The 22,346-nt window shown below is 68.9% G+C and carries 12 protein-coding genes; 6 read left to right on the top strand and 6 right to left on the bottom strand.

Features of this window, described 5'->3' with window-relative positions; all coding sequences use genetic code 11:
• Nucleotides 1–72: 72 nt before the first annotated feature.
• From ACFY1J_RS24905 to ACFY1J_RS24890, 4 genes are read right to left on the bottom strand one after another with little or no spacing between them, the layout of a single operon-like run.
• The gene (locus ACFY1J_RS24905) at nt 73–3,339 is read right to left on the bottom strand and encodes a type I restriction endonuclease subunit R (protein ID WP_390731953.1); all 3,267 of its coding nucleotides are present in this window, start codon (nt 3,337–3,339) and stop codon (nt 73–75) included.
• Complete coding sequence (locus ACFY1J_RS24900) at nt 3,336–4,547, bottom strand: restriction endonuclease subunit S (RefSeq protein WP_390731952.1); 1,212 nt, start codon at nt 4,545–4,547, stop codon at nt 3,336–3,338. Before ACFY1J_RS24900 ends, ACFY1J_RS24905 begins: the two co-directional genes overlap by 4 nt.
• A complete protein-coding gene (locus tag ACFY1J_RS24895; protein WP_390731951.1) occupies nt 4,540–6,162 on the bottom strand; it encodes a type I restriction-modification system subunit M in 1,623 nt (540 codons plus the stop codon). Before ACFY1J_RS24895 ends, ACFY1J_RS24900 begins: the two co-directional genes overlap by 8 nt.
• A 17-nt stretch (nt 6,163–6,179) precedes the next feature.
• The gene (locus ACFY1J_RS24890) at nt 6,180–8,318 is read right to left on the bottom strand and encodes a hypothetical protein (RefSeq protein ID WP_390731950.1); all 2,139 of its coding nucleotides are present in this window, start codon (nt 8,316–8,318) and stop codon (nt 6,180–6,182) included.
• A gap of 235 nt (nt 8,319–8,553) precedes the next feature.
• Between ACFY1J_RS24890 and ACFY1J_RS24885 the strand changes: the two genes are divergently transcribed.
• Both ACFY1J_RS24885 and ACFY1J_RS24880 read left to right on the top strand, forming a co-directional pair.
• The gene (locus ACFY1J_RS24885) at nt 8,554–9,306 is read left to right on the top strand and encodes a hypothetical protein (RefSeq protein ID WP_390731949.1); all 753 of its coding nucleotides are present in this window, start codon (nt 8,554–8,556) and stop codon (nt 9,304–9,306) included.
• Nucleotides 9,307–9,737: 431 nt separating this feature from the next.
• A complete protein-coding gene (locus tag ACFY1J_RS24880; protein WP_390731948.1) occupies nt 9,738–11,111 on the top strand; it encodes a ribonuclease HI in 1,374 nt (457 codons plus the stop codon).
• A 109-nt stretch (nt 11,112–11,220) separates the two neighbouring features.
• On the opposite strand, the gene ACFY1J_RS24875 is transcribed toward ACFY1J_RS24880, so the two are convergent.
• Nucleotides 11,221–13,614 carry an ADP-ribosylglycohydrolase family protein gene (locus ACFY1J_RS24875; protein WP_390731947.1) on the bottom strand — a complete coding sequence of 798 codons (2,394 nt, stop codon included), beginning with the start codon at nt 13,612–13,614 and terminating at the stop codon, nt 11,221–11,223.
• A 267-nt stretch (nt 13,615–13,881) separates the two neighbouring features.
• Here ACFY1J_RS24875 and ACFY1J_RS24870 point away from each other — a divergent pair, with 267 nt between their 5' ends.
• Nucleotides 13,882–15,087: an IS110 family transposase gene (locus ACFY1J_RS24870; protein WP_390732027.1), complete on the top strand. Its 1,206-nt coding sequence runs from the start codon at nt 13,882–13,884 to the stop codon at nt 15,085–15,087.
• Here ACFY1J_RS24870 and ACFY1J_RS24865 read toward each other — a convergent pair.
• Nucleotides 15,057–15,485 carry an ADP-ribosylglycohydrolase family protein gene (locus ACFY1J_RS24865; protein WP_390731946.1) on the bottom strand — a complete coding sequence of 143 codons (429 nt, stop codon included), beginning with the start codon at nt 15,483–15,485 and terminating at the stop codon, nt 15,057–15,059. The genes ACFY1J_RS24870 and ACFY1J_RS24865 overlap by 31 nt on opposite strands.
• 543 nt (nt 15,486–16,028) lie before the next feature.
• Here ACFY1J_RS24865 and ACFY1J_RS24860 point away from each other — a divergent pair.
• The 3 genes from ACFY1J_RS24860 (at nt 16,029) to ACFY1J_RS24850 (ending at nt 22,280) form a co-directional block, all read left to right on the top strand.
• Nucleotides 16,029–18,425, top strand: a complete 2,397-nt coding sequence (locus tag ACFY1J_RS24860; protein ID WP_390731945.1) for an AAA family ATPase — start codon at nt 16,029–16,031, stop codon at nt 18,423–18,425.
• A complete protein-coding gene (locus tag ACFY1J_RS24855) occupies nt 18,425–18,796 on the top strand; it encodes a hypothetical protein (protein WP_390731944.1) in 372 nt (123 codons plus the stop codon). The genes ACFY1J_RS24860 and ACFY1J_RS24855 overlap by 1 nt, the downstream gene beginning before the upstream one ends.
• Nucleotides 18,797–18,893: 97 nt before the next feature.
• On the top strand, nt 18,894–22,280 hold the full coding sequence (locus tag ACFY1J_RS24850) for an AAA family ATPase (RefSeq protein WP_390731943.1): 3,387 nt from the start codon (nt 18,894–18,896) through the stop codon (nt 22,278–22,280).
• Nucleotides 22,281–22,346: the final 66 nt, after the last annotated feature.

Genomic DNA, 22,346 nt, shown 5'->3' with positions numbered 1-22,346 from the left:
CCGTTGCCCCACCAACTCACCCTGAACGTGGGTAATCAGCGCGATCCGGGAAATTGCATGTACGGAGTGCGGTTAGCTATCCGGGACGCCGGTCGTGGACCACTCGTTGGCGAAGTGCTCCATCTGCTTCAGGACCAGCTCGACGGCCTCCGGACGCTGGTCCGGCGGGTATTTGTGCCGAGCCAGGAGGCGCTTGATGGCGCTGCGGAGACCGGCGCGGACCGGTTCACGGGCGATCCAGTCCGGCTTCAGCTTCTTCTGGACCTCAGCGACGAGATCACGGGCGATGACAGCCAGGACCTCGTCGCCCATGAGCTCCCGCGCCGAGCCGTGGTCGGCCACCGCGTCGTAGAAGGCGAGCTCGCGCCAGTTCAGCGGCGGGTCGAACTTCTCTCCGCGCCTGGCGTCTTCGATGACCTCCTTGGCCATCTCGACCAGTTTGGCGATGAGTTCGGCGCTGGTGTACTGCTGCCTCATGTACCGGACCATGAGGTCCTGCAGCCGCTCCGAGAACGCCGTGCGACGGACGATGTTGTGCCGCGTGACCTCACGCATCTTCTGCTCGACGAGCCGCCGCAGCGCCTCCGCCGCCAGGTGTGGGGTCTCGCTGTTCTGCAGCTTGGCGACGAGCGCGTCGTTGAGGTGGGTCAGGTCGGCGGTCTCCAGGCCGGCCTCGGCGAACAGGTCCGTTATCCCTCCGGTCTCGACGACCGAGGAGGTCAGCTGGGCGAGGTACAGCTCGACGTCGCGGGCGACCGGCAGGCCGCGGGCCTCGCGGTCCATCGCGTCGAGCTTGGCCATGTAGGCGCGGACCTCGACGAAGAACTGGATGTCCCGGCGCCAGGAAGGGTGGTCTGGGAAGCGCTCGCCGATGTTCGTGGCGCTGCCGGACAGCGCGTAGAAGCGCTCGAGGCGGTGGGCGTGCTCGCGGAAGCGCCGGCCGAGGGTCTGGCGGGGGTCGTCGAGCTTTTCCGGGTCGTTGCCAGGGGTGCGCGGGTCCCGCAGATAGTTGGCCGTCTTCAGGGCGGCGTCTATGAAGGCCGTCTTGGTCGGCTGGGTCAGGCGCGACCGCCAGTCGAAGCCACGCAGGATGTCGGTGAGGATGTCGTACTCGTTTCGCAGTTCGTCCAGGGCGCGGTCGAGGTCCTGACCGAGGGTGCGGTCCTGCTGGTCGGCGTCGGTGTACTCGGCGATCGCCTTCTGCAGGTTCTCGGTGAGCGGCGCGTAGCCGACGAGGAGACCGTCCTCCTTGCCGCGGAAACGGCGGTTGACGCGGGCCAGGGCCTGCATCAGGTTGGCGCCCTTGAGCGGTCGGTCCAGGTACATCGTGTGGACCGGCGGGGCGTCGAAGCCGGTCAGGAGCATGTTGTTGACGATGAGCAGCTCAAGCTCGTCGTCGGGGTCCTTGGCCCGGTTGATGACGGCCTTGCGCTGGCTGTCGCGCAGGGTGTGGGCGCGGAGGTGGCCGGGGTCCTTCCGGGAGTCCGAGGAGAAGACGATCTTCATGGCACCCTTGTCGACCTCGTCGCTGTGCCACTCCGGCCGCAGCTCACGCAGGGCGTCGTAGACCCGGACGCAGATCTCGCGGGTCGCGCAAACGACCATCGCCTTGCCGGTCGCCCCGCCCTCCTCGGAGACGCCGACGAACGACTCCATCCGCTCCCGCCGCGCCTCCCAGTGGGTAACAAGGTCCTGGGCGAGGTCCCTGATGCGGGCGGGCGCACCGTACATGGCGTTCATGGTGGCGACGGCCTGCTCGACCCGGCGGCGCTCGGTGTCGTCGAGACCGTCGGTGATGCGGTCGGCCTCCTCGTCAATCTTCGTGGGGTCGACGTCCTCGTCCAGGACGAGCTGGATGACGCGGCCCTCGTGGAAGACCTTGACGGTGGCGCCGTCGTCGGCGGCACGCTTGAGGTCGTAGACGTCGATGTAGTCACCGAAGACCTCGCGGGTGTTGCGGTCGGCTTCGGAGATCGGTGTGCCCGTGAAGGCCAGGAGCGTGGCGTGCGGGAGGGCGTCGCGCAGGTGGCGGGCGTAGCCGTCGAGGTTGTCGTAGTGGCTGCGGTGGGCCTCGTCGACGACGACCACGATGTTGCGCCGGTCGGAGAGGAGCGGGTGGTCGGCCCCCGACTCCTTCTCTTCCTTGGTCTTGCCGAACTTCTGGAGGGTGGTGAAGAGTACGCCGCCGGTCCGCTTGGCGGCCAGCTCCTCACGTAGTTCGGCCCTGGTGAGGATCTGCTTCGGTGTCTCCGGGAGAATCTCGCTCTCCAGGAAGGTGGAGTAGAGCTGGTCGTCGAGGTCGTTGCGGTCGGTGATGACGACGACGGTCGGGTTAAGCAGCGCGGGGTCGCGCATCACCATCGTCGTGGTGAGCACCATCTCCTCGGACTTGCCCGAGCCCTGGGTGTGCCAGACGACGCCGGCCTTACCGTCGCTGGCGGCGGCCTCCCGGACGGCCTCCGCGGCGCGGGTCACCGCGTGGAACTGGTGCGGCTTCGCGATGCGCTTCATCCGCTTCGACGGGACGAAGTTGATGAAGGACTGGAGGAGGGAGAGGAAGCGCGGCTGGGTGAACAGGCCATGCAGCGCCAGGTTCTGACCCGAGTCGGCCACACCCTCCGCGTCGAACGGGTCGACGCGGGCGCCGGACTCGTCCGTGTTCCAGGGCGCGAAGTGTTCGTAGGGGGTGAAGGGCGTGCCGTACTTCGCCGTGATGCCGTCGGAGAGCAGAACGACGGCGTTGTAGCGGAAGGCGGTCGGGAACTCCTCCACGTACCGGGTGATCTGGGAGTGCGCGTCCTGGAGCGTGGCGTCCTCGTCGCCAGCGCGCTTCAGCTCCAGGACGGCGAGCGGGAGGCCGTTGACGTACAGGACGACGTCGAAGCGGCGGTTTTTCTCGCCGTCGATAACAGTGACCTGGTTCAGGGCGCGGTAGGTGTTCGCGTCCGGGTCGGTCAGGTCGACGAGGCGAATGGTCGGGTTGTGCTCGGCGCCGAAGGCGTCGGTGTACGTTACGGAGCGGATACCGGCCGTCAGGTACTTGTGCGCGGTGCGGTTCTCCTCGTACGTGTCCTGCGAGGCCGGGGTCGCAGCCGTAGCGACGGCATCACGGACGGCGTCCGGGGGGAGCTCGGGATTGAGCCGCTCGATCGCCTCGCGGAGGTCGGAGTAGAGGATCAGGTCGTCCCACGACTTGCGGTGCCCGGAGCCGGGGGCGAACTCGTTGCCGGAGGCGGGCAGCCAGGCCAGCTCACCCAGCTCGTCGAGGGCGAGCAGCTCCCACTCGGCTTCGAGGGGGCGGTGGTGCTCGCTTCTTCCGCTCTCGTCGTCGTACGTCACGTGGCATCCTCGACAATCTTCTCGGCGTCCTTGACGCGAAGCCGACCGGACATGAGCTGGGGGAGCAGGGTGTCGCGGAGGGAGGCAAGGGTTCGGGATTCCGTGACCGAGGCCTGGACTCGAGCAGCCAGGGAACGGACAATTTCGTTTAGTCGTGTCGCCTCTGCATGTCCAGGCCAGGGGACAACAAGCGACTCAAGATCCTTCCACTTCGCGCGGGGCATCCGGGTCCCATCACCGACTGCTGAGGCGTGCGCTACAACTTCATCGCTTGAGAGCGCAAGTAGAAGCCAGCCAAGACGACCCGACACCACGGGGCGCACCACGAGAATGTCCGTAGAGCAAACACCCGATGTTAGCGCCAAGCCCACCTTGTGAAAATATGGACGAAGCTTGCCAAAAAGCACGTCATTCGAGCAGAAAGCAGACTTCCCGCTTGCCAGCTCAGCGTCGTCTTCCCAGACGGAAAGCCACATATTTCTTCGCGGCATATGCTCCAGGCCAATGTAGTGCTCGCCACCCGTCAGGGAAGAGGCGGGCACGCCGTCACGGATCAGCCTGCCAAGTTCGCCAATGGTGATCGATTCGGAAGCGCTGTTGCATGCCTCTCGGTAGAGCGCACGCAGGAGTTCGTCGGCCGTGGTCGCGATGCGCTCATTAATGGCGATCTTGTCATCCAGCGCCCCGAGCACCTCAACCAAGGCCCTCTGCTCAGACAGAGTCGGGTACGGCACCCTGAGATTACGGATCGAGGTGAGTGGAGTGGCGATGCCTGGAACTCCGACGGTGGAGGCATGCGCCAAGATTGAATGTTGGCCCTCAGGAGACTGAAACCAGTAATAGTAGAATTCGGGAACTGCTTTTTTCTCGTCGAGGCGGGTCTTGACTTGGCTGGACCCGATCACGTACCGACTGAATCGCGGCTTGCGCGGCACCATGGAGACTTGCCCAATCGTTCCGCGATGCGTGAAGATCAAATCTCCAGGATTCACGTTGGCAGAAAGGATCTCGTCAGCTTTTTCAGCTGTGACAAAGACAAAATCGTCATCCATGAAGATTCCTCGCGCCAGATTGACGCCGCGAATTACGGGAATCCCGTCACTAACGTAGTTCTCTTTCGTGATCTTCGATCCAAACGGCCCCATCGAGAATGACGATTTGTCGGCGGAAGCAAGTGACTCGTAGCTAACAAATGTCCACTCAGACATCGACCCTCCCCAACTGCTCTCGAACCGTCTTCTCCGCTTCCGACGACCTGTCGAAGAGCCCGTACAATTCCTCCATGAGTGTGGCGATTCTGGCCACTACCGCTTCCGCGTCCTCTTCTTCCGCCTCGACGGCCCCGACGTACCGCCCAGGCGTGAGCACGTAACCCTGCTCGCGGACAGTGTCGAAGCTCGCTGAGAAACAGAAGCCGGGCTCGTCCTCATACGTCAGCCCCTCTTCACGAGCCGAGGCCGTGCCTCGCCAGGCGTGGTACGTCCCGGCGATCTTTGCGAGATCGGCCTCCGTAAGCACGCGCTCGGTCCGGTCGACCATCTCACCCATGCCCCGCGCATCGATGAACAGGATCTCGCCGCGCCGGTCGTCCAACCGCCGGGAGCCCTGCGGTGTCTTGTCCTTGGCAAGGAACCACAGACACGCCGGGATCTGGGCAGTGCGGAACAGTTGTGATGGCAACGCCACCATGCACGCCACGAGGTCCGCCTCCACCAGCGCCTGGCGAATCTCTCCTTGCCCGCTCTGCTGGTCGGTCAGGGAGCCGTTGGCCAGGACGACGCCAGCCATGCCTCTCTCTCCCAGCTTGGAAATCATGTGCTGGAGCCAGGCGTAGTTGGCGTTGTTCTTCGGCGGTACCCCGTACTTCCACCGCGCGTCGTTCTCATCCCTGGCCCAGTCCTTGATGTTGAACGGGGGGTTGGCCATGACGAAGTCGGCCCGCAGGTCGGGGTGCTTGTCGTCGGCGAAGGTGTCACCCCACCTGGGGGCGAGGTTGCCGTCGATGCCATGGATGGCGAGGTTCATCTTGGCCAGGCGCCACGTGCGTTCGTTGAGTTCCTGACCGTAGACCGAGATATCGGCCTTGTGGCCGCGGCCCCGATGGGCCTCGACGAATTTGGCCGCCTGGACGAACATTCCGCCCGAGCCGCACGCCGGGTCATACACACGTCCCTCGTACGGCTCCAGAATCTCCACGATCAGCTGGACAACGGACCGAGGCGTGTAGAACTCTCCCGCCCGTTTGCCCTCGGCGCGGGCGAAGTTGCCGAGGAAGTACTCGTATACTTCGCCGAGCACGTCCTGCGCGGGCCTGTCCTCGCTGCCGCCGAAGCGGGCATCGCTGATGAGGTCGACGAGTTCGCTGAGGCGCTTCTGGTCGACGTTGTCGCGGTTGAAGATCTTCGGGAGGACGCCCTTCAGCGATGTGTTCTCCGTCATAACCGCATCCATTGCCTCGTCCAGGAGCTTGCCGACGCCCTGGCTCTTGGCATGGGTGGCGATCCACGACCAGCGGGCGGTCTCGGGCACCCAGAAGACGTGCGCGCCGGTGTACTCGTCGCGGTCCTCCAGGAACTCCTCCAGGCGGTCCTCCTCGATGCCGTCCTCGGCCAGCTCCTTGGCCAGCTCGGTACGGCGCTCCTCGAAGGCGTCGGAGACGTACTTGAGGAAGATCAGGCCGAGGACGAACTCCTTGTACTGCGCTGCGTCGATGGAGCCGCGGAGCTTGTCCGCGGCCTTCCACAGGATGTCCTGGATCTCCTTGGCGGTGGAGGCGCTGAACAGCTCCGCCTGATCGGTCGGTTTCTTCTGGCCGGGAATCATGGGGTGAAGCGTCTCCTTCAGTCGTCGGTGCCGGGGAGGTTCTGGAGGGTGAGCGTGCCGTCGGCGATGCCGGCGGCGGTGGTGCGGGCCAGGTCGTCGAGGGCGGCGGACTGTTCCCGCAGAAGGGTCGCTCGGCTGTCGAGCTCGGCGAGCACGGCGTCAAAGCGTTCGGCTTCGTCCCGACTCAGTTCCGGGATGAGGAGGTCCTCGATGCCCCGCGAAGCCCGCACCGCGCCGCTGGTGCGCGCGTACTCAGCGGCCGCCGCCCGCAGCAGCGCCGCGAGCACCCGTGGCAGGACCGGCGGGTCGGCATCGGGGTGGACCCGCAGGATGCGGGCTGGGGCGGCCACGAGTGACAGGCCTGCTTCGTCGACGTACGCGCCGAACCGGGGGCTCGTGGTGACGACGATGTCGCCCGGCTCGGTGAACTGGGCGTGTTCGTAGCCGGTGAGGAACACTCCGCGGTCGATGCGGCGGCTGCCCGGGCGGGCGGTACCGAGGACCTCGTCGGGGGTGAGCACCGTGTAGTGGCCCTCGGCCGAGAGGTGTTCCTCGGCGATGCGGTGGCCGGGGCGCCGGCGCAGGCGGCGCTCTACGAGGAGCCGACGCACGGTGGTGCGCCGTACAGGCTGGTCCTCGGGGCGCAGCACGGCCCGAGCGCCCAGCGTCTCACGCAGGTCGGCGCGCTGCCGGGCCTGCTCGTAGAGCTCCGTCAGGCGCTGCTCCAGGTCGCTGATGCGGGCCGGACGCTCGATGACACCGCGGGTGTAGCGGGCCGTGGTAGGGCGGTGCTGAGTCGTGAAGGCGGCACCCGGTCGGTCGTCGAGGTTCTTGGCGGGGACGATCACCGCATGGCGGGGTTCGTGCCGGCGGTCGCCGCGCCAGCCGGAGGCGCGCCAGATGGTGATGTCCTCGGCGAGCGCGTCGAGGACCGGGTCGGTGAGCGGCTGCGCGGAGTAGTCGGAGAGGAACACCAGGCCCGTACGGTCTTCCGCCGGTGTGCGAGCCAGCACCCACACGGCGGCGCGGTAGCCCGGGCGGTAGGGGAAAGCACCGTCGGGGAGGCTGACGGCTGCCTTGAGCAGGCCGTCCCGGAGGAAGGAGCGGCGCAGGCGATCGGCCTCGCCGTGCCGGGGCAGCGGGCGGACCAGCACGTCCGCGGGGCCGAGGACGACGGCCGTCGAGCCGTCGGCGAGGTAGTCGGTGAGCGCCTGCACCCGTTCCAGAACAGCCTGCGGGCTGCGGGTCTCCGCCGCTTCGTAAGGCAGGACGCAGACCAGCAGATGGGGGTATCCCCAGTCGTCGACGGGCAGGTCCTCTCCCTCGGTGATGCCGAGGTCGAACTCGTTCACTCCGCGGACGAGCATCCGGCGGCGTACCAGGCGGACCCTCGCCGGGTCGGGGTCGCAGGCGAGGTAGGTGTGGCCGGACTCCTCGGCGGCCTGTGCGTGCAGGGCGGCGAGGAGGTCGCCGGAGCGGGCGTGCGGGGTGGCGATCAGGGAGCCCTCGTCGAGGGTGTCGACGCCGGACACGGCCGCGAGGGCGCGTACCACCGCCGGGGTGGGCTCGTCGGCAGCAAGGTCGTGGAAGCCGAGGCGGCGGCGGGCCTCGAGGACCCAGTCGAAAGCCTCGGCAGGTGTGTAGGCAGCCTCGGTCAGCTCGTCGGCGAGGACGGCGAGCTCCGGTCCGGTGCGGTCCGGGTCCGGCACTGCACGCAGCTCGGTCGACAGGAAGGTGTCCTCGGGATCGAGGTCGGCTGCCTGGGCGAGGACCGCGTCCCAGCTCTGGCCAGAGACGGGGGCGTCTAGCTGGTGGCGCAGGCAGATCAACGCCGTCAGCGCCCCCACGAGGACGGCGGCGGGCAGGGCGGGCGTCCGCAAGGCGGCCAGGGTGTGCAGCGCCAGTTCGGCCCGCAGATGGCGGGGGTCCGCGTTGCCGCGGCCCGTCGTCGTCAGCCAGTCCACGACCGCGCGTGCGTCGAACAGGGGCCGCCCGTCCTCGTGGGCGACGGGCGCCGGAAAGTCGGGGTGCCTCCGGCTCCACGTGGTGGGCACGGGCCGCTGCACCTGAGCGAGGGAGGCGATTTCGGCGTAAGTGATCCGCCAGGCCGGCATCTCGGGCACGATGGGCGATGCGGCTTCATGCGCAGTGGTCATCGAGCCCCGCCCCCCCCTTTACCTCAACCTGTTGTCCTGCTGAGTCTGCGGCGGAACGCCCGGCTCGACGGCAGGTTCCAGCACTTTACAGCCTTCGAGCGAACCAATATGACGAAGGCCTGATAACCCCGGTTATCACTGCCCATTGCGACCTCCGCGACCGATGCAGGGCACCTTTGCCGGCGTTGCCACACACCGGCGTGCCCGGTGCACGAAGACCTGGAGGTTCCCTGCCATGACCAGTACGCCTTCGACGCCGTCCACTTCCCAGCAGCCCGACGGATCCGGCTGGGGTGCCGTGCCGCCGCAGGCGCCTCCTGCCTACGCTCAGCCGCAGGCCGGAAAGAAGCCGTCGCGGCGCGGAGCGCGGCACACCCACGGAGCTTCGGCGCTCGTCTCGCTGATCGCAGAGCCCACGCCCCACACGCGCAAAGCCGTCCTCGCCGTGGCCGCGGTGGCCGTGGGCTGCTCCCTGAGCGCCTGCTCCACCATCGGTGGCACCCAGACCGACACCGCGACGCCGACGGCCACCGTCAGCGCCTCGCAGGACACCCAGAGCGCCCAGGACGCCCAGGACGACTCCGACAGCGACACCATCACCGTCGCGCTGGACAAGACCGCCACGTGGACCAACGGCGTCCAGGCGCACCTGAGCGACTTCAGCCGGGGCACCTCCGGCGAGTACGCCTTCCCGTCCGGCAAGGCCTATCTGGCTTTCTCCGTCACCATGCAGAACGGCTCCAAGTCCCCGCTCGACCTGAGCATGGTCAGCTTGTCCTGCCCCAACGGCGCCGACGAGATCTCCGACACGGAGGCGGGCCTCAACGGCACGCCGGACACCCACCTGCTGCCGGGCAAGTCGCAGACCTGGAAAGAGGCGTGCGTGTTCGCCAAGACCGCCAAGAGCGCCCAGATCGAGATCACGCCGGCCGACACCTCTGGCTCGGGCTGGTACCGCACGGCCGTCTTCACCGGCCAGGTGCGGTAGCCCAGGCCGACGGTGGGGTCCTTCTGGGCGCCCTCAGCATCCGTACGCGGTTTGGAGCCTCACGGCTTCGCCGCATCAGGTGCACCCGAGCCTGCGCCCACGGGTTGCCCGCACATGCCGGTCACACAACGTGCACGGTCCCACTCGACACCACTCGCGACCTGGAAGGCCATTGTGACGATCACCGGGCACACGGAGTTGGTCCGTCGCTTCTCCCAGGACTTCACCGCCCTGCAGGAAGCCGTCCTCGCGCGCATGAACGGGATCTGCGCTGCTGAGGCGGCCGCAGCCTTGAACACGCTTCACTCGCCGGCCCCATCGCCATCGCTCTCGCCCACGCTGACGTCCTCGCTCGTGGGGACGTCAGGAGCGCGGAGCTCTCAGCCCAGCCGCCCGAGCGGCTGCGACGGCTGCGAGAGCAAGCGCGCAAGGTGCGCCGGGCCCGTTCGCGCGCGGACGCCGTGTGCAAGGAGCAGCGTGCTCGCCGCCTCGCCGGTCTCTCCCGGCCGGTGGACATGCTGGAGCTGCGGGTGGCGCGTTCCGCGTACCCCGATGCCTACGCCTCGACCCTGCGCGAGGAACTCCGCGACAGGGGGCTGCCGGAGGGCACGCCGCAGGCGCCGGAGAGCGATCTCGCCCGGTGGGCGTGGGACCAGAGATCGGCCGGCAGCGAACTGCCAGCACCGGTGCGCGAACTGGAGGACTGCCACGACGACGCCTTCATCCAGGCCCTCCTGCGCGACGCGCGGGAGGAAGAGAACCCGTACCTCCTCCACGACGCGGTGGTCGAACGGTGGAGCCGACATGCCCGTTCCGCGCTGGCCTGGGGTCGCTACGCCATCGGCCAGGCCGAACGGGACGTACTCGCCTGCCCTCTCTTCGCACGGCGCCCGCGGCTCGACGCCTTGGAGGACGCCTACCAGGACGCCGCTGTTCTCGCTGCCCGTGCCCGCGAGGCCAAACTCCGGGTCGCGGATCTCCGTGATCGGATGCAGGCATGGGTGGCCACGGGGTCTTTCGCGGAGCTCGTCGCACAGTGTCGCGCCGCAGCTCTCGAACGCTTCGCCACCGACGAGCCCCAGTCGTGGCACAGAGTGCGTGAGCTGACCGCGAGGCACCGGGCAGACTGCGCCGAACGGACCTACGGCTGCCCGCAGTGCCACCGCGCTCTCGCTACCGTCCTCACCGACGGCTCTCCCGCCGACACGGACGAGGACAACGCCGGTGAACGTTCGACGGTAACGGCCCCGGCTGACAGCGACCGTTACGCCGTGCTCGCCGACCTTCCCGGCACCGCCGTCGTGGCCGTCGCCGACGCCGCGGTCGGCGACGAGTCCGCGCTGTGCGGCTACGGCTGGGCTGCCGAAGACGGGACGACCGGCTGCGGCGACTCCATGGCCTCAAGCAGCGGAGAAGCCGAAGTGATCGGCATCTGCGCGGCCGCTCTCAGCCTCCTCGACCGCCACGAGGAAGCGCCCATAGTCCTCCTGTGCGACAGTACCGAGGCAGTTGAGGCAGCGAATGCAGCTCTGGACAGCGCAGACCCGGCGGCGGGCCATCGCACCCTCCTCTTCCCGGAGGGCAGGCACCTCATGGACCGCCTGCTGCGCCACCGCCACCGCGTCCAGATCCGCTGGCTCAAGGGGCACATCGGACATGACCTCAACGAAACCGCCGACGCCCTCGCTGGCCTCGCCCTCCGCCGCGCCGCCGGCCGTATCTCTCCCTCCGCGGCCCGCAAGGAGGAAGCGCGGATTCTGCGCACACTAGGCTCCAGGCATCGCCCGCTCTCAGCCGCTGCCTGAGCCTCGGGGCCAGAGCCGGGAGTGGTCCGAGCCACTCCGTTGTTGCCCTCGTCACCCTACGCCGACCCGCGAGCTGGTCTCTGGCCCAGTCCCCCAAGGAGCCGGCGGGTCACCAGCCGGGGTAGCGATCCCACCAATGGTCGTCCCAGCCGTCGAACCCGTCGCTGCTGGCGGAGTCGATGAGTTCGGTGACGAGGTCGCGGGCCAGGGTGTCGAGGACCCAGGCCAGTTCGTGGCGGCTGATCAGATCGATGGGTAGTGCCTCGGCGCCGTGTGCCGCTCCGAGCAGCGCACCGGTCACGCAGGCGACCGAGTCGCCGTCCGGCGCCCCGGCGGCGAAGCGCAGCGCGGCGTGCACCTGGTCCCGGTTGGGGAAGGAGGCGGCGACATACAGGCCGCCGAGCAGTGCCGAGGGCGCGGTGGCGTCCGGTGCGAGCTCTGCGAGGCGTCCCGCGTCTGCGGGGTGGTCGTCGGCCTGCCGTAGCGCCCCAATGAGCCGCTTGTGCTCGGCTGCGGTCAGGTCGGAGTCGACCGCGCGAAGAGCATGAATGCCGTCCATCAGGGCTTGCTGCACCTGCGACTGGTAGGCGAACAGAGAGTCCTGCGTCTCGGGGGTGCTGGTCAGGCAGTGGCCGGCCAGCACCGCCGCATGGGCTGCGGCGGACTGCGCGGCCGGATCGCCGTGGGTGAAAGCTGCGATCTCCCGGGCCACCTGGACTGACTGCTCCGAGCCGTGTGCAGCGCCGACCACGGCGACAGGAAAGATGCGGGTGAGCGCGTGGCAGCCGCGGCTGGTCGTCGGTATCCCCATGTTTCCCTGCTCGGTCTTGGACAGGGCCGCCACCGTCGCCGGTGCCGAACCACGCCGTTCGGCCAGCGCCGGCACCTGGGCGAGCCAGCCGTCCGGCCACCGCCCGTGACCCCAGCGCTGCCGCATCCGCTCGACCTCGATCCCCTGCAGAGCTGCCCACCGGCAGTAGGCGTGCCACACCACCGACGGCGGATGGCAGATGCCCTTGTGCCTGCCGCGCACCCATGCGCGGATCGTGCCCTCGGCGGTGAAGCAGGCCAACTGGGTGCTGACACCCGCCCGCAGCGTGCCCTCTCCCGGCAGCTTGCCCCGGGCTGCGCCCAGGGTGTCCCCCAGCGCCAGGCCGAGCATCATCCCGCGCACCCGGGACTGCGCCCCTTTCCCCTTCAAGACCTTGCCTCGCTGCTCCGGCTCCGTGTCACGGCCGAGGTCCAGCTCCTCCTGCCTCTGCTCGCCACGCGCGTCCTCGCGTTCCCGGGGTGGGGTGTCGTGGGCCTGTGCCGGCGCGGCCGTGATCGGATCAACCGTCGCAACACCTGGACCGGTCAGCTGCCCGTCACCGGGCACGTTGGTCAGCTCGTGCACCGCCTCGTGCATCTCGGCATGCGCCGACAGCTGCCAACCGTGCACCAATACCGCGCGCAGGTCGGACAGCGCGGTCTTGGAGTCAGTACCGGTGGCCAGGTGGCTGTAGAGGGCGGCGACGGCCGGGGTGCGGCTTTGCCCGGCCACACGGTGGAGCAGGACCCGCTTGCCGGCGAGGCGCAGCCGCTGCACCGTGCGGGCGGCCTGGTCCAGTACGTAGTGGAGGTTGGCGTTCTCCCCCTGACTGTCCACCAACCAGACGCGGACGTGCTCGACGTCGGCACCAGCCAGGATCGGGTCCGTGCCGATGCGGCACAGCGAGACCACGGCGTCGACAGGGACCGACTCGCTGCCCTGAGCCAGGGCCAGGTTGCCAAGGATCACCCCGGGATCGTGGGGGTGGGGAACGGCGAAGCCGTGGGGGGTGGAGGACGAGACGGGCATGCGCGCGGCCGAAGGCCAGCCCGCGGCATCGTCCCTCCCGCCACGCGCGGTGAGCGCCGCCAGTCGGACCAGGTCGGCGCCGGTGAGGCCGGGCCAGCCGTTGACGGCCTGCTGCCACTCGAGTGGGATGCCGGAGCAGCCCCAGCGCGCGCCGAGCAGGGCGCCCGCGATCGCCGCGACGGTGTCGGTGTCCGTCCCGGCCCGCACCGCAGCCTCCAAGGCGAGGCCGAAGTGCTGCGCGGGGAAACTGCGCTCGGCGGGGTTCAACTCAGGCACGGCAGTGCGGGTGATCGCCGACCAGGCGGCCTGGAGCGCGTGGACGACCCAGCCGTTGTTGGCGAAGTGGTGCGGCGGATTGGCCTCCGCCTCGTCCAGCCGCCGCGCCCACACCTCCTGGCGCTCCGCGGGGAGGAGGTCCAGGCCGGCGCGCACGCCGTCGAAGGTCCCGTGCAGCACCGCGGTGCGGATGCCGGAGCACCACAGCACGCAGGCGTCGGCACAGTCGGGGTCCGGGTGGGTGAGCGCGCTGACCGTGGTGGCGGCCTCGGCCATCTCGAAGGCATCGCCGAGATGGCCGAGAGCGACTATGCCGGTACGCATCAACGAGCCGTTCCCGGCGCTGTGCTCGTTGGCGGCGGTGAAGAGGCGGGCGGCGTCGAGCAACGCCCCCGTTATGTTTTCCGCGGTCCTGCAAGAGGACCGTTGGCCTCCGGGCCTGGCATGGCTGTGTCCCCCTGTCGAAGGCATGACCTGGGGGGTGGTGCCACCGGGCCCGGGAGGTGCCGTCGGAGACGCTGATCAGAGGTCCGGCCGCCACCCGGTCCGGCGCAATGCCGGACAGCTTGCGGGCGGCAGGTCTGCATAACGTGGATGCGCGCGTACGACACCACCGCCGAGGCCGGCACCGTCAACACCCCGGGGAAGGGCGCGATGTTCGACACCGAAGACGTGGGCGTGTTCCTCGGCCTGGACGTCGGAAAGAGCTCTCATCACGGGCACGGGCTGACTCCGGCCGGCAAGAAGGTCTTCGACAAGCAGCTGCCCAACAGCGAGCCGAAACTGCGGGCCGTGTTCGACAAACTGGCCGCGAAGTTCGGCACCGTCCTGGTGATCGTGGACCAGCCCGCATCCATCGGAGCCCTCCCGCTCACGGTCGCCCGCGACGCAGGCTGTCAGGTCGCCTACCTGCCCGGACTCGCGATGCGCCGGATCGCCGACCTGTATCCGGGCGAGGCCAAGACCGATGCCAAGGACGCCGCGGTGATCGCGGACGCGGCCCGCACCATGCCGCACACCCTGCGCTCGCTGGAACTCACCGACGAGATCACCGCCGAACTCACGGTCCTCGTCGGCTTCGACCAGGACCTCGCGGCCGAGGCCACCCGCACCTCCAACCGGATACGCGGCCTGCTCACCCAGTTCCACCCGTCGCTGGAGCGCGTTCTGGGCCCCCGCCTCGACCACCAGGCCGTCACCTGGCTGCTGGAGCGCCACGGCTCCCCGGCCGCGCTGCGCAAAGCCGGCCGCCGCAGGCTCGTCGAGCTGATCCGGCCCAGGGCCCCGCGCATGCCCGCCCGGCTGATCGACGACGTCTTCGCCGCGCTCGACGAACAGACTGTGATCGTGCCCGGCACCGGCACCCTCGACATCGTGATTCCCTCCCTGGCCGCATCGCTCGCCGCTGTCCACGCACAGCGCCGGGCCCTGGAGACGCAGATCAACGCCCTGCTGGAGGCTCACCCTCTTTCCCCGGTCCTGACGTCGATGCCAGGAGTCGGCGTCAGGACCGCCGCAGTCCTGCTGGTCACCGTCGGCGACGGCACCAGCTTCCCCACCGCCGCCCACCTCGCCTCCTACGCCGGACTCGCCCCGGCGACCAGGTCGTCCGGGACCTCGATCCACGGCGAACACGCACCCAGAGGCGGAAACCGGCAGCTCAAACGTGCCATGTTCCTCTCCGCCTTCGCCTGCATGAACGCCGATCCCGCCTCCCGCACCTACTACGACAAGTGCCGGGCCCGCGGAAAGACCCACACGCAGGCTCTTCTCCGCCTCGCCCGACAGCGGATCAGCGTGCTGTTCGCGATGCTCCGCGACGGCACCTTCTACGAAGCCAGAACCCCGCGCCTCGCTTGACGAAAGACATAGAGGCACCCCCCCGGGGCTCCGGGGGCGCGGCGGGCGGCGCCCAGGACGGCCCGGGTCTGGGAGCCGACGTCACTGGCACCGCCGCTCAGCCAGCCCTGGAAGCGGGCGGCGATCGCGTCGAGGGCCTCCGGGGTGCGCAGATCCGCTCCGCCGGCCGCGACCTCGGCGATGCAGACCTGCATCTGGGTGTCGTCGGAGTACTCGCCGGGCTTGTACGGTCCCAGGCCGCCGCCGATCATCAGCGGCTGCTGGTCGTCGCGCAACGTCGCCTTGAACTCGTAGGGCACGCCCAACGCGTCGCCGACGGCCGCGCCGAGCAGTACGCCAGCGGCCCGGTCGGTGGCCTGCGTGTTCAGGTGGGGTTGTGGGGCGCGGGCGTGGGCCATGGGACTCCGTATGGTGCGGCGGCGCGCGGAGGGCGGGCCGGGCGGGTGACGGCGTACAGGCAGCAACCCCTGACGGGAAGCAACCGGGACGGCACCGGCACGGTGAAATCCCGAAAAAATGCTGCTGCTCAGGAGATTGACGCTCCGCCAGCTTGGCATCACACCCCTCTTATCGTCAATGAGACGATACGAAGTGCCTGCCCGGGCGAGGACCGGCAACGGGACCCGTCGCGGTACTTGCGTGACGAAGACGCCCACTCTTGAACAGCACGGCACGATTCTCCGGGTGGCTCCACGAACTCTTCAGTGATCCCCCCACTTGATAACCAGGGTTATCACGTCGCGCGACGTCACCATGACCCCATCGCTCCTACGGTTTCGTCTCGTCGGCATATCGGCCGCAGGAGCCACGATCCACTCGACCGAGCGCCGGTGTCCCAACCTCTCCTCCGCACCAGCACCGGAACCTGGAGACACCTCATGACCCCGACGGAACCGCAAAGGCAGCACACCCACCATTCCGCCGCTCCTACCTCACCGGACTTGACCCTTCGGCCGGCGCCCGTCGCCGAGCAGGTGAAGGCCCGCCTGGCCCGGGCGACGCTCAGCGAGCCGGTGAAGGAACTCCTGCAGGAAGCCTTGGGTGACGGTGCGACCCACGAGCGGTCCACCGTCGGCCGCATCTACCTCGACTCCGTCTCCGTCTCCGGGTTCCGCGGTATCGGCCCCCGCGCCTGGCTGAACCTCAGCCCCCGGCCCGGCGTCACCCTCGTGGTGGGCCGCAACGGCTCCGGCAAGTCCAGCATCGCCGAGGCCATCGAGACGGCCTTCACCGGCACGAACATGCGCTGGCAGGGGCAGGACGCGACGCGAACGAGCAACTGGCGCAATCTTCACGACGGCACCAAGCCGGAGATCGAGGTCAAGCTCGCCGTCGAAGGCGACACTGGCCGGAGCACGCTCACTCGCACCTGGAAGGGCGAGGACTTCGGCGACACCGAGGGCGAGCTCAGGCGGCCGGGACACGGCCGCATCCCCGTAGACCAGGCGGACTGGAAGCAGGCCCTGACGGACTACCGCCCCTTCCTGTCGTACGTAGATCTCGGCCGCATGATCAGTGGCAAGCCCTCCCAGATGTACGACGCCATCGCCACGATCCTCGGCCTGGGTCACATCAGCGCTGCCGACGACCGACTCCGGCAGCAGGAGAAGGAACTCAACGACGCGGTCAAGGCGGCCAAGGACGAGGTACTGGAGCTCAAGGAGGGGCTCTACTCGCTGGAGGACGACGACCGTGCGATACAGGCGCTCGTGGCCATGGACACCACGGGGCGCCCCGACTTCGAGGCCCTCGAGGCGCTGGTGGCCGGCCTGCCTGCAGCCGACGACGGCCTTCTCGCCGAACTGCGCGCCGCGGTCGACTTGCGGGGACCCGACATGGAGCAGGTAGGCGCAGCAGTGGAGAGGCTGCGCGAGGCGCTCGCCGGCGTCGAAGACGTACGCATGACCGGTGCCGAGGACGCCCTCCAGCGCGCCGACCTCCTTGAGAAGGCCCTGGACCACAGCAACCGCCACCCCGATGAGGAGGGCTGCCCCGTGTGTGGGGCGGACCTGCTCCTCGACGAGGCGTGGGCCGCTCGTGCCAGCGCCCAGATCGCCGTACTCCGGCAGGAGGCGAAGGCCGCCGAGGACGCCCACAGCGAACTGCGGTCGGCTGCGCTGGCGGTGCAGCGCCTCGTCCAGAAGCCCCAGCGGGTCCCTGCCGCCCTGACCGATCCGTGGGAGGCCTGGCTCGCCTGTCAGACGATCAGTGACCCGGGCGAGCTCGTCGGACGCGCCTACGAGGCCGCGGTGACCCTGGCCGGTGCCTGCGCCGCGGTGAAGGAGAACGCCGCCAGGGAGCTGGAGAAGCGTGACGAGCGCTGGCGCCAGCTGGTCACCCGTCTTGCGGGCTGGGTGCGGAGGGCCCGTACGGCGGAAGAGGGCAAGCCCCGGCTGAGCCACGTCAAGAAGGCCCGTGCCTGGCTGAAGGCGCTCTCCACCGAGCTGCGGGAACAGCGCATGGAGGGCTTCACCAGCCACTCGCAGCGGGTCTGGGAGCGGCTTCGACAGGAGAGCAACGTCGACCTGAAGACTGTGGCCCTGCAAGGAAGCGAGAAGGCCGTCGTCCGCAAGCTCGTCATGGACGTCTCCGTCGACGGCGAGAAGGCCTCGGCGCTCAGCGTCATGAGCCAGGGGGAACAGCACTCCCTCGCGCTGTCCCTGTTCCTGCCCCGGGCCGCCGCCGCCGACAGCCCGTTCGGCTTCGTCGTGATCGACGACCCCGTACAGTCCATGGACCCCGCCAAGGTCAACGGACTCGCCCAGGTCCTGCACGAACTCGGCGAGTGCCGGCAGGTCGTCGTGTTCACCCACGACACCCGGCTCCAGCGCGCGTTCACCAGCCAGGAACTGCCGGTGACGGTGTTCGAGGTCGAGCGGGGCGAGTCGTCCAAGGTGAAGGTCAGATCGGTGACCGACCCGGTGCGGCAGGCACTCGACGACGCCAGAGCCCTCGCCAGCACCGCGGACCTGCCGGAGGCGGCACGGACCCATGTGCTGCCCAGTCTGTGCCGAATCGCCCTGGAAAACGCCTTCATCGAGGCCGCCTGGATCCGGCACCACCGCTCCGGTGGCCCCGAGCACGCGCTCCAAGCCGCCGTGACCGACGCCGACAAGCTCATGAAGGTCGCCGCGCTGGCCCTCTTCGGCGACATCGAGCGGACCGACGACGTCTACCGGGAACTGCGCGCCCGCTGCGGACCGCGTGCGGTGGACCTCCTCAAGCAGTGCCAGAGCGGCGCCCACGCCCCCGGGGCACGGATCACCGACCCTCACCGCTTCGTGGACGAGATCAAGGACCTCGCGCAGAAGGTGCGCAAGCCGGAGGTGACCGCGTGATGAGCATCTCGGGCACCTCCGTCGAAGAGCTCCTGTCGACGGCCGACCGGTTGCTTTCCGGTCTCCGTGTCGGAGCCACGTCGACCGGCCGTCACCGCGGAGCCGCCCTCGCGCTGCGGACGGCCCTGGAGATCGCCGTCGACCGCACCCTCGATGCTGCGGTGCCGGGGCTCGCCGGCACCACCATGCGGGCCAAGATGCTCTGCCTGCGGTGCTACACGGCGGCGGAGACCGCCCGCCGGACGGGCGCCGTCTGGTCGCACCTCTGCCTGGGGTGCCACTACCACCAGTACGAGATAGGTCCCACCCGCGACCAGGTCCGCGGATGGCGGACTGAGGTCTACGAACTGGTGCAGGAGTTGGCTCCCTGACTACTCGTCAACAACCGATCCCTGTGTCTGATAGTTCTTTCGCTGGGGCCGGGCATATGCCCGGCGCGGCACCTCTCTGGGTGCCGCAGGGGAGGGGATGCATGTGAGCACCACCACACGCGGCGAGATCATCGCGGTGGAGCAGAAGGCAGTGGACCGCGCCTACAACTGCTACGCCGAGCGGCTGGCCGAACTGACTGGCGGGTCGGTCGCCTCGGCCTCCGCCAGTGGCAAGGACAGCGTCGCCAACCGGATCGATACCGAAGAAAAGGCTGCGGCTTACGGCGGTCTCGGCAACGCTTCGCTGGTCGTCAGCCGCGTGGATGTCCAGGACGGGCCCGATGGGAAGCCCGAAACCTGGTACATCGGCCGGCGTGCCGTTTCCGATGTCAGCACCCGCGACACCGTCGTCGTGCTGTGGACCACCGAACAGGCCCGGAAGTGGTCCGAGGCCCTGCCCGGCGCCCCCGGCGCGGTCCTCCTGCGGCGACAGCTCCGCTGCTCGCAGCGCGTGGTCGAAGACTACGTCGACGAGATCTCCGTCGCCGTCCGGGCCCCGCGACCGGCGGCGGACGACGCGGATCCGCAGGCTGTGGCGGCAGACACCGCCGACGTCGTACAGCAGTCGGGGGCGGCGCGGCCACCGGTCCTCACTCCCGCCGATGTCGCCCGTCTCCACCGTCAGAAGCCCCTGTCGCCCGACGACTTCCTCCTGCGGGAGCTCCGGCGCTCCCGCAGGGGCGGCATGCGGGACATCGTCGAAACCATCCGTCGCGACCAGATGGCCTTGGTCACCGGGTCCCCCTCCGACATCCTCGTCGTGCAGGGAGGGCCGGGTACCGGCAAGTCCGCGGTCGGCTTGCACCGCGTGACATGGCTCGTCAACAACGAGCACTTCACAGCACAGGACATCCTCGTCGTCGGCCCCCACCAGCGCTTCCTTGACTACGTAAGTCAAGTCCTGCCCACTCTCGGTACCCGAAACGTCAACGCAGTGCAGATGACCCGTCTGTGGGACGGAGAGGTCCTGGGTATCGACACACCGCAGGCGCGACTCGTCAAGTCCGACGAACGCATGGCGGCCGTCCTGCGTCGGCGCGTCGAGCAGGAGTGCCACCCCGAGGCGATCGACGAGTTCACCACCACCCCCTCTTACAAGGACGCCGAACCAGAGCTCACCGTCACCGCTGGCAGCTCCACCCTCCGCATCCCGCGCTCCGAGGTTCTCGCCCTACTTGAAGAGGTACGCGAAGGCAACGGCGCCTACCGTGAACGCCGGGACCGCTTCCGTAGCCTGCTCGTCGACCGCCTGCTGCAGGAACTGGTCGCAGTCGCCCCGCGGCGCAGCCACGGCGACACGATCCGCCGCGACCTGGAACGCAACCGCCAAGTCGAGCGCCTGATGGAACGCGTCTGGCAGTCGCCGGGCGCCAGGGAGGCCCTCCGGAGCCTCTACGACTCCCGAGACCTCCTGCACACCTGCGCCGACGGCATCCTCGACGCCGACGAACAGGAAGCCCTTCACCGCCCCAGGGCTGACAAGGCCGACGACGAGCGTTGGACCCTCGACGACCAAGTGTGCCTCGAAGAACTGCGGTACCTCATCACCGGGGAGACCCCTCAACGCTACGGGCACATCGTCGTCGACGAGGCCCAGGACCTGGCGCCAATGCAGGCCCGCTCCCTGCGCAGACGCTCCGCGGTGAACGGCTCCATGACCGTTCTCGGCGATCTCGCCCAAGCCACGGGACCCCACGCCTACACCGACTGGGACCGGCTCGGCACCCTCCTTTCCGACCACGGCGACTGGCGGGTCGCAGAGCTGAACACCAGCTACCGCGTACCTGCGGAAATCATGGAATACGTCGCGCCCCTGGCCCGCAGGGTCGCCCCAGCGCTGCCCTATCCGCAGGCCGTACGCGAAGTCGGCGAGGACGCCGTCCGGACACTGGCGACCGAGCCGTGGAAGCTACTCGACGACGCCGTCGCCCAAGCCACCCGACTCCTCGGCACCAGCGACGGCGATACTTTGCGCTCCGTGGCCGTCATCGTCCCCGACGACTCCGGCTGGCTCGACGAGATCAGTCGCCACCTCGATGTGGCCGCCGGCATGACCGACCAACGGCGTGAGGCCGTCTCCGTCCTGGCCGCCGCCCAGGCCAAGGGCATGGAGTACGACCACGTCCTCGTCGTCGAACCCGCCACCATCGCGAACCGCGGCCCGGCCGGCCTGCGCCAGCTCTACGTCGCCCTCACCCGCAGCACGCAGAGCCTGACCGTCCTGCACACTTCTCCGCTCCCGGAGGCTCTCACGAGCACCGACAACACGACCGAGCCCATGCACGCCCAAGCCGGGCCAGACACGACAGACGGCGACGTCCCCGAGATCGGTACCGACATCCGCGTCCGAGTGCTCGGCCCGGGCCCGGGCGGTCGCTACCGGGTCAAGGCCCTGTCTCCCGCAGTCAACGTCTCATTGGTTCTGGCTGTCCGCCACGGCTCGGCTCCCCCACGTCCCGACCTGGAACTGGACTGCTGGGTGTTCGCGCACGAGAAGAACCACTGTCTGCTCACCACAGACCAGCGCGGACGGCAGCCCATCTCGTCCAGGATGGTCCAACGCTATGTGGCCGCGCTCGACGTTCTGGATGAGCTGACCAGTGGTGACGGCACTGTTCCGGAGAATGCCCGCGAACGTCTCTCCGAGCTCAAGGGCATGGCCAACCGGGTCCTCCGCCGTGACCAGGCGGACTGGGTGGACGTGCGGCGTGTGCTCGGATCCCCGGACAAGCACCGCCTGAGCCTCCTGCGCGACCTCGCGGCGAACACCAACCGCACGGTCAAGGACGACAACCTGGACGTGAACCGACTCCAAGAGGACTTGGCACGCGCCGGTTGGGCCCAGCCCCTGCTCGAGGCCCGCGAGACTTTGCGAGGTCGCCTGAGTGCCTCGCTCGAACCGGAAATCGAGACTGCACCCACCTCAACCATCCAGCAGCCCGTACGGGAGAAAGCTGAGCCCATGACGTCCGTCGAAGACTTGTCCACCGCGCCGGCAGCGCCGGCGAAGGGCCTTCTGGACACACTGGAGACCGAGGCGGCCGCCGACCGCACGTGCAAGAAGCACGAGGCGGTGCGCCACACCCTGATGGCGGACCTGCTCTGGGCTGACCTGGAGCCGACCGAGTCCCCGGTCATCGATGTCAGCCGCATCGCCGACGACGGCCACTTCCTTTACGAGGTTCTCGGAGCCGGTCGCTCCACGTACGCCGACCTCCGGGCGGGCGCCACCCGTCTCATGGAGGTCAACCACACGCTGCCGACTGCCGCCGACCGCCTCTACCTCGTCCTGTCCGAACCGCCCGCCGAGGAGTGGTCGGCCGACACCTTGCACGCAGTCTTCGGCGTCCACGTCCTCTGGCGCACCCCCGACGGCTGGGGCGGGCGAGATGCGGAATCCGCCCTGGGTTCCGGCCGGCCGTGACCTTCCGGTCGAAGGTGGATCTTCCCGTGCTCGTTCGTGCGGTCCTCGGGCGTCCGCAGCGCAGTG

The organism is Streptomyces sp. NPDC001406 (assembly GCF_042895285.1).
Taxonomy (GTDB): domain Bacteria; phylum Actinomycetota; class Actinomycetes; order Streptomycetales; family Streptomycetaceae; genus Streptomyces.
This window is presented reverse-complemented; position numbering and strand designations above follow the sequence as displayed.

Bases quoted from the DNA above. Each gene is read 5' to 3' on its own strand.
- ACFY1J_RS24900 (WP_390731952.1), bottom strand. From the start codon at position 4,547: ATGTCTGAGTGGACATTTGTTAGCTACGAGTCACTTGCTTCCGCCGAC.
- ACFY1J_RS24895 (WP_390731951.1), bottom strand. From the start codon at position 6,162: ATGATTCCCGGCCAGAAGAAACCGACCGATCAGGCGGAGCTGTTCAGC.
- ACFY1J_RS24890 (WP_390731950.1), bottom strand. From the start codon at position 8,318: ATGACCACTGCGCATGAAGCCGCATCGCCCATCGTGCCCGAGATGCCG.
- ACFY1J_RS24885 (WP_390731949.1), top strand. From the start codon at position 8,554: ATGACCAGTACGCCTTCGACGCCGTCCACTTCCCAGCAGCCCGACGGA.
- ACFY1J_RS24870 (WP_390732027.1), top strand. From the start codon at position 13,882: ATGTTCGACACCGAAGACGTGGGCGTGTTCCTCGGCCTGGACGTCGGA.
- ACFY1J_RS24865 (WP_390731946.1), bottom strand. From the start codon at position 15,485: ATGGCCCACGCCCGCGCCCCACAACCCCACCTGAACACGCAGGCCACC.
- ACFY1J_RS24855 (WP_390731944.1), top strand. From the start codon at position 18,425: ATGAGCATCTCGGGCACCTCCGTCGAAGAGCTCCTGTCGACGGCCGAC.
- ACFY1J_RS24850 (WP_390731943.1), top strand. From the start codon at position 18,894: ATGCATGTGAGCACCACCACACGCGGCGAGATCATCGCGGTGGAGCAG.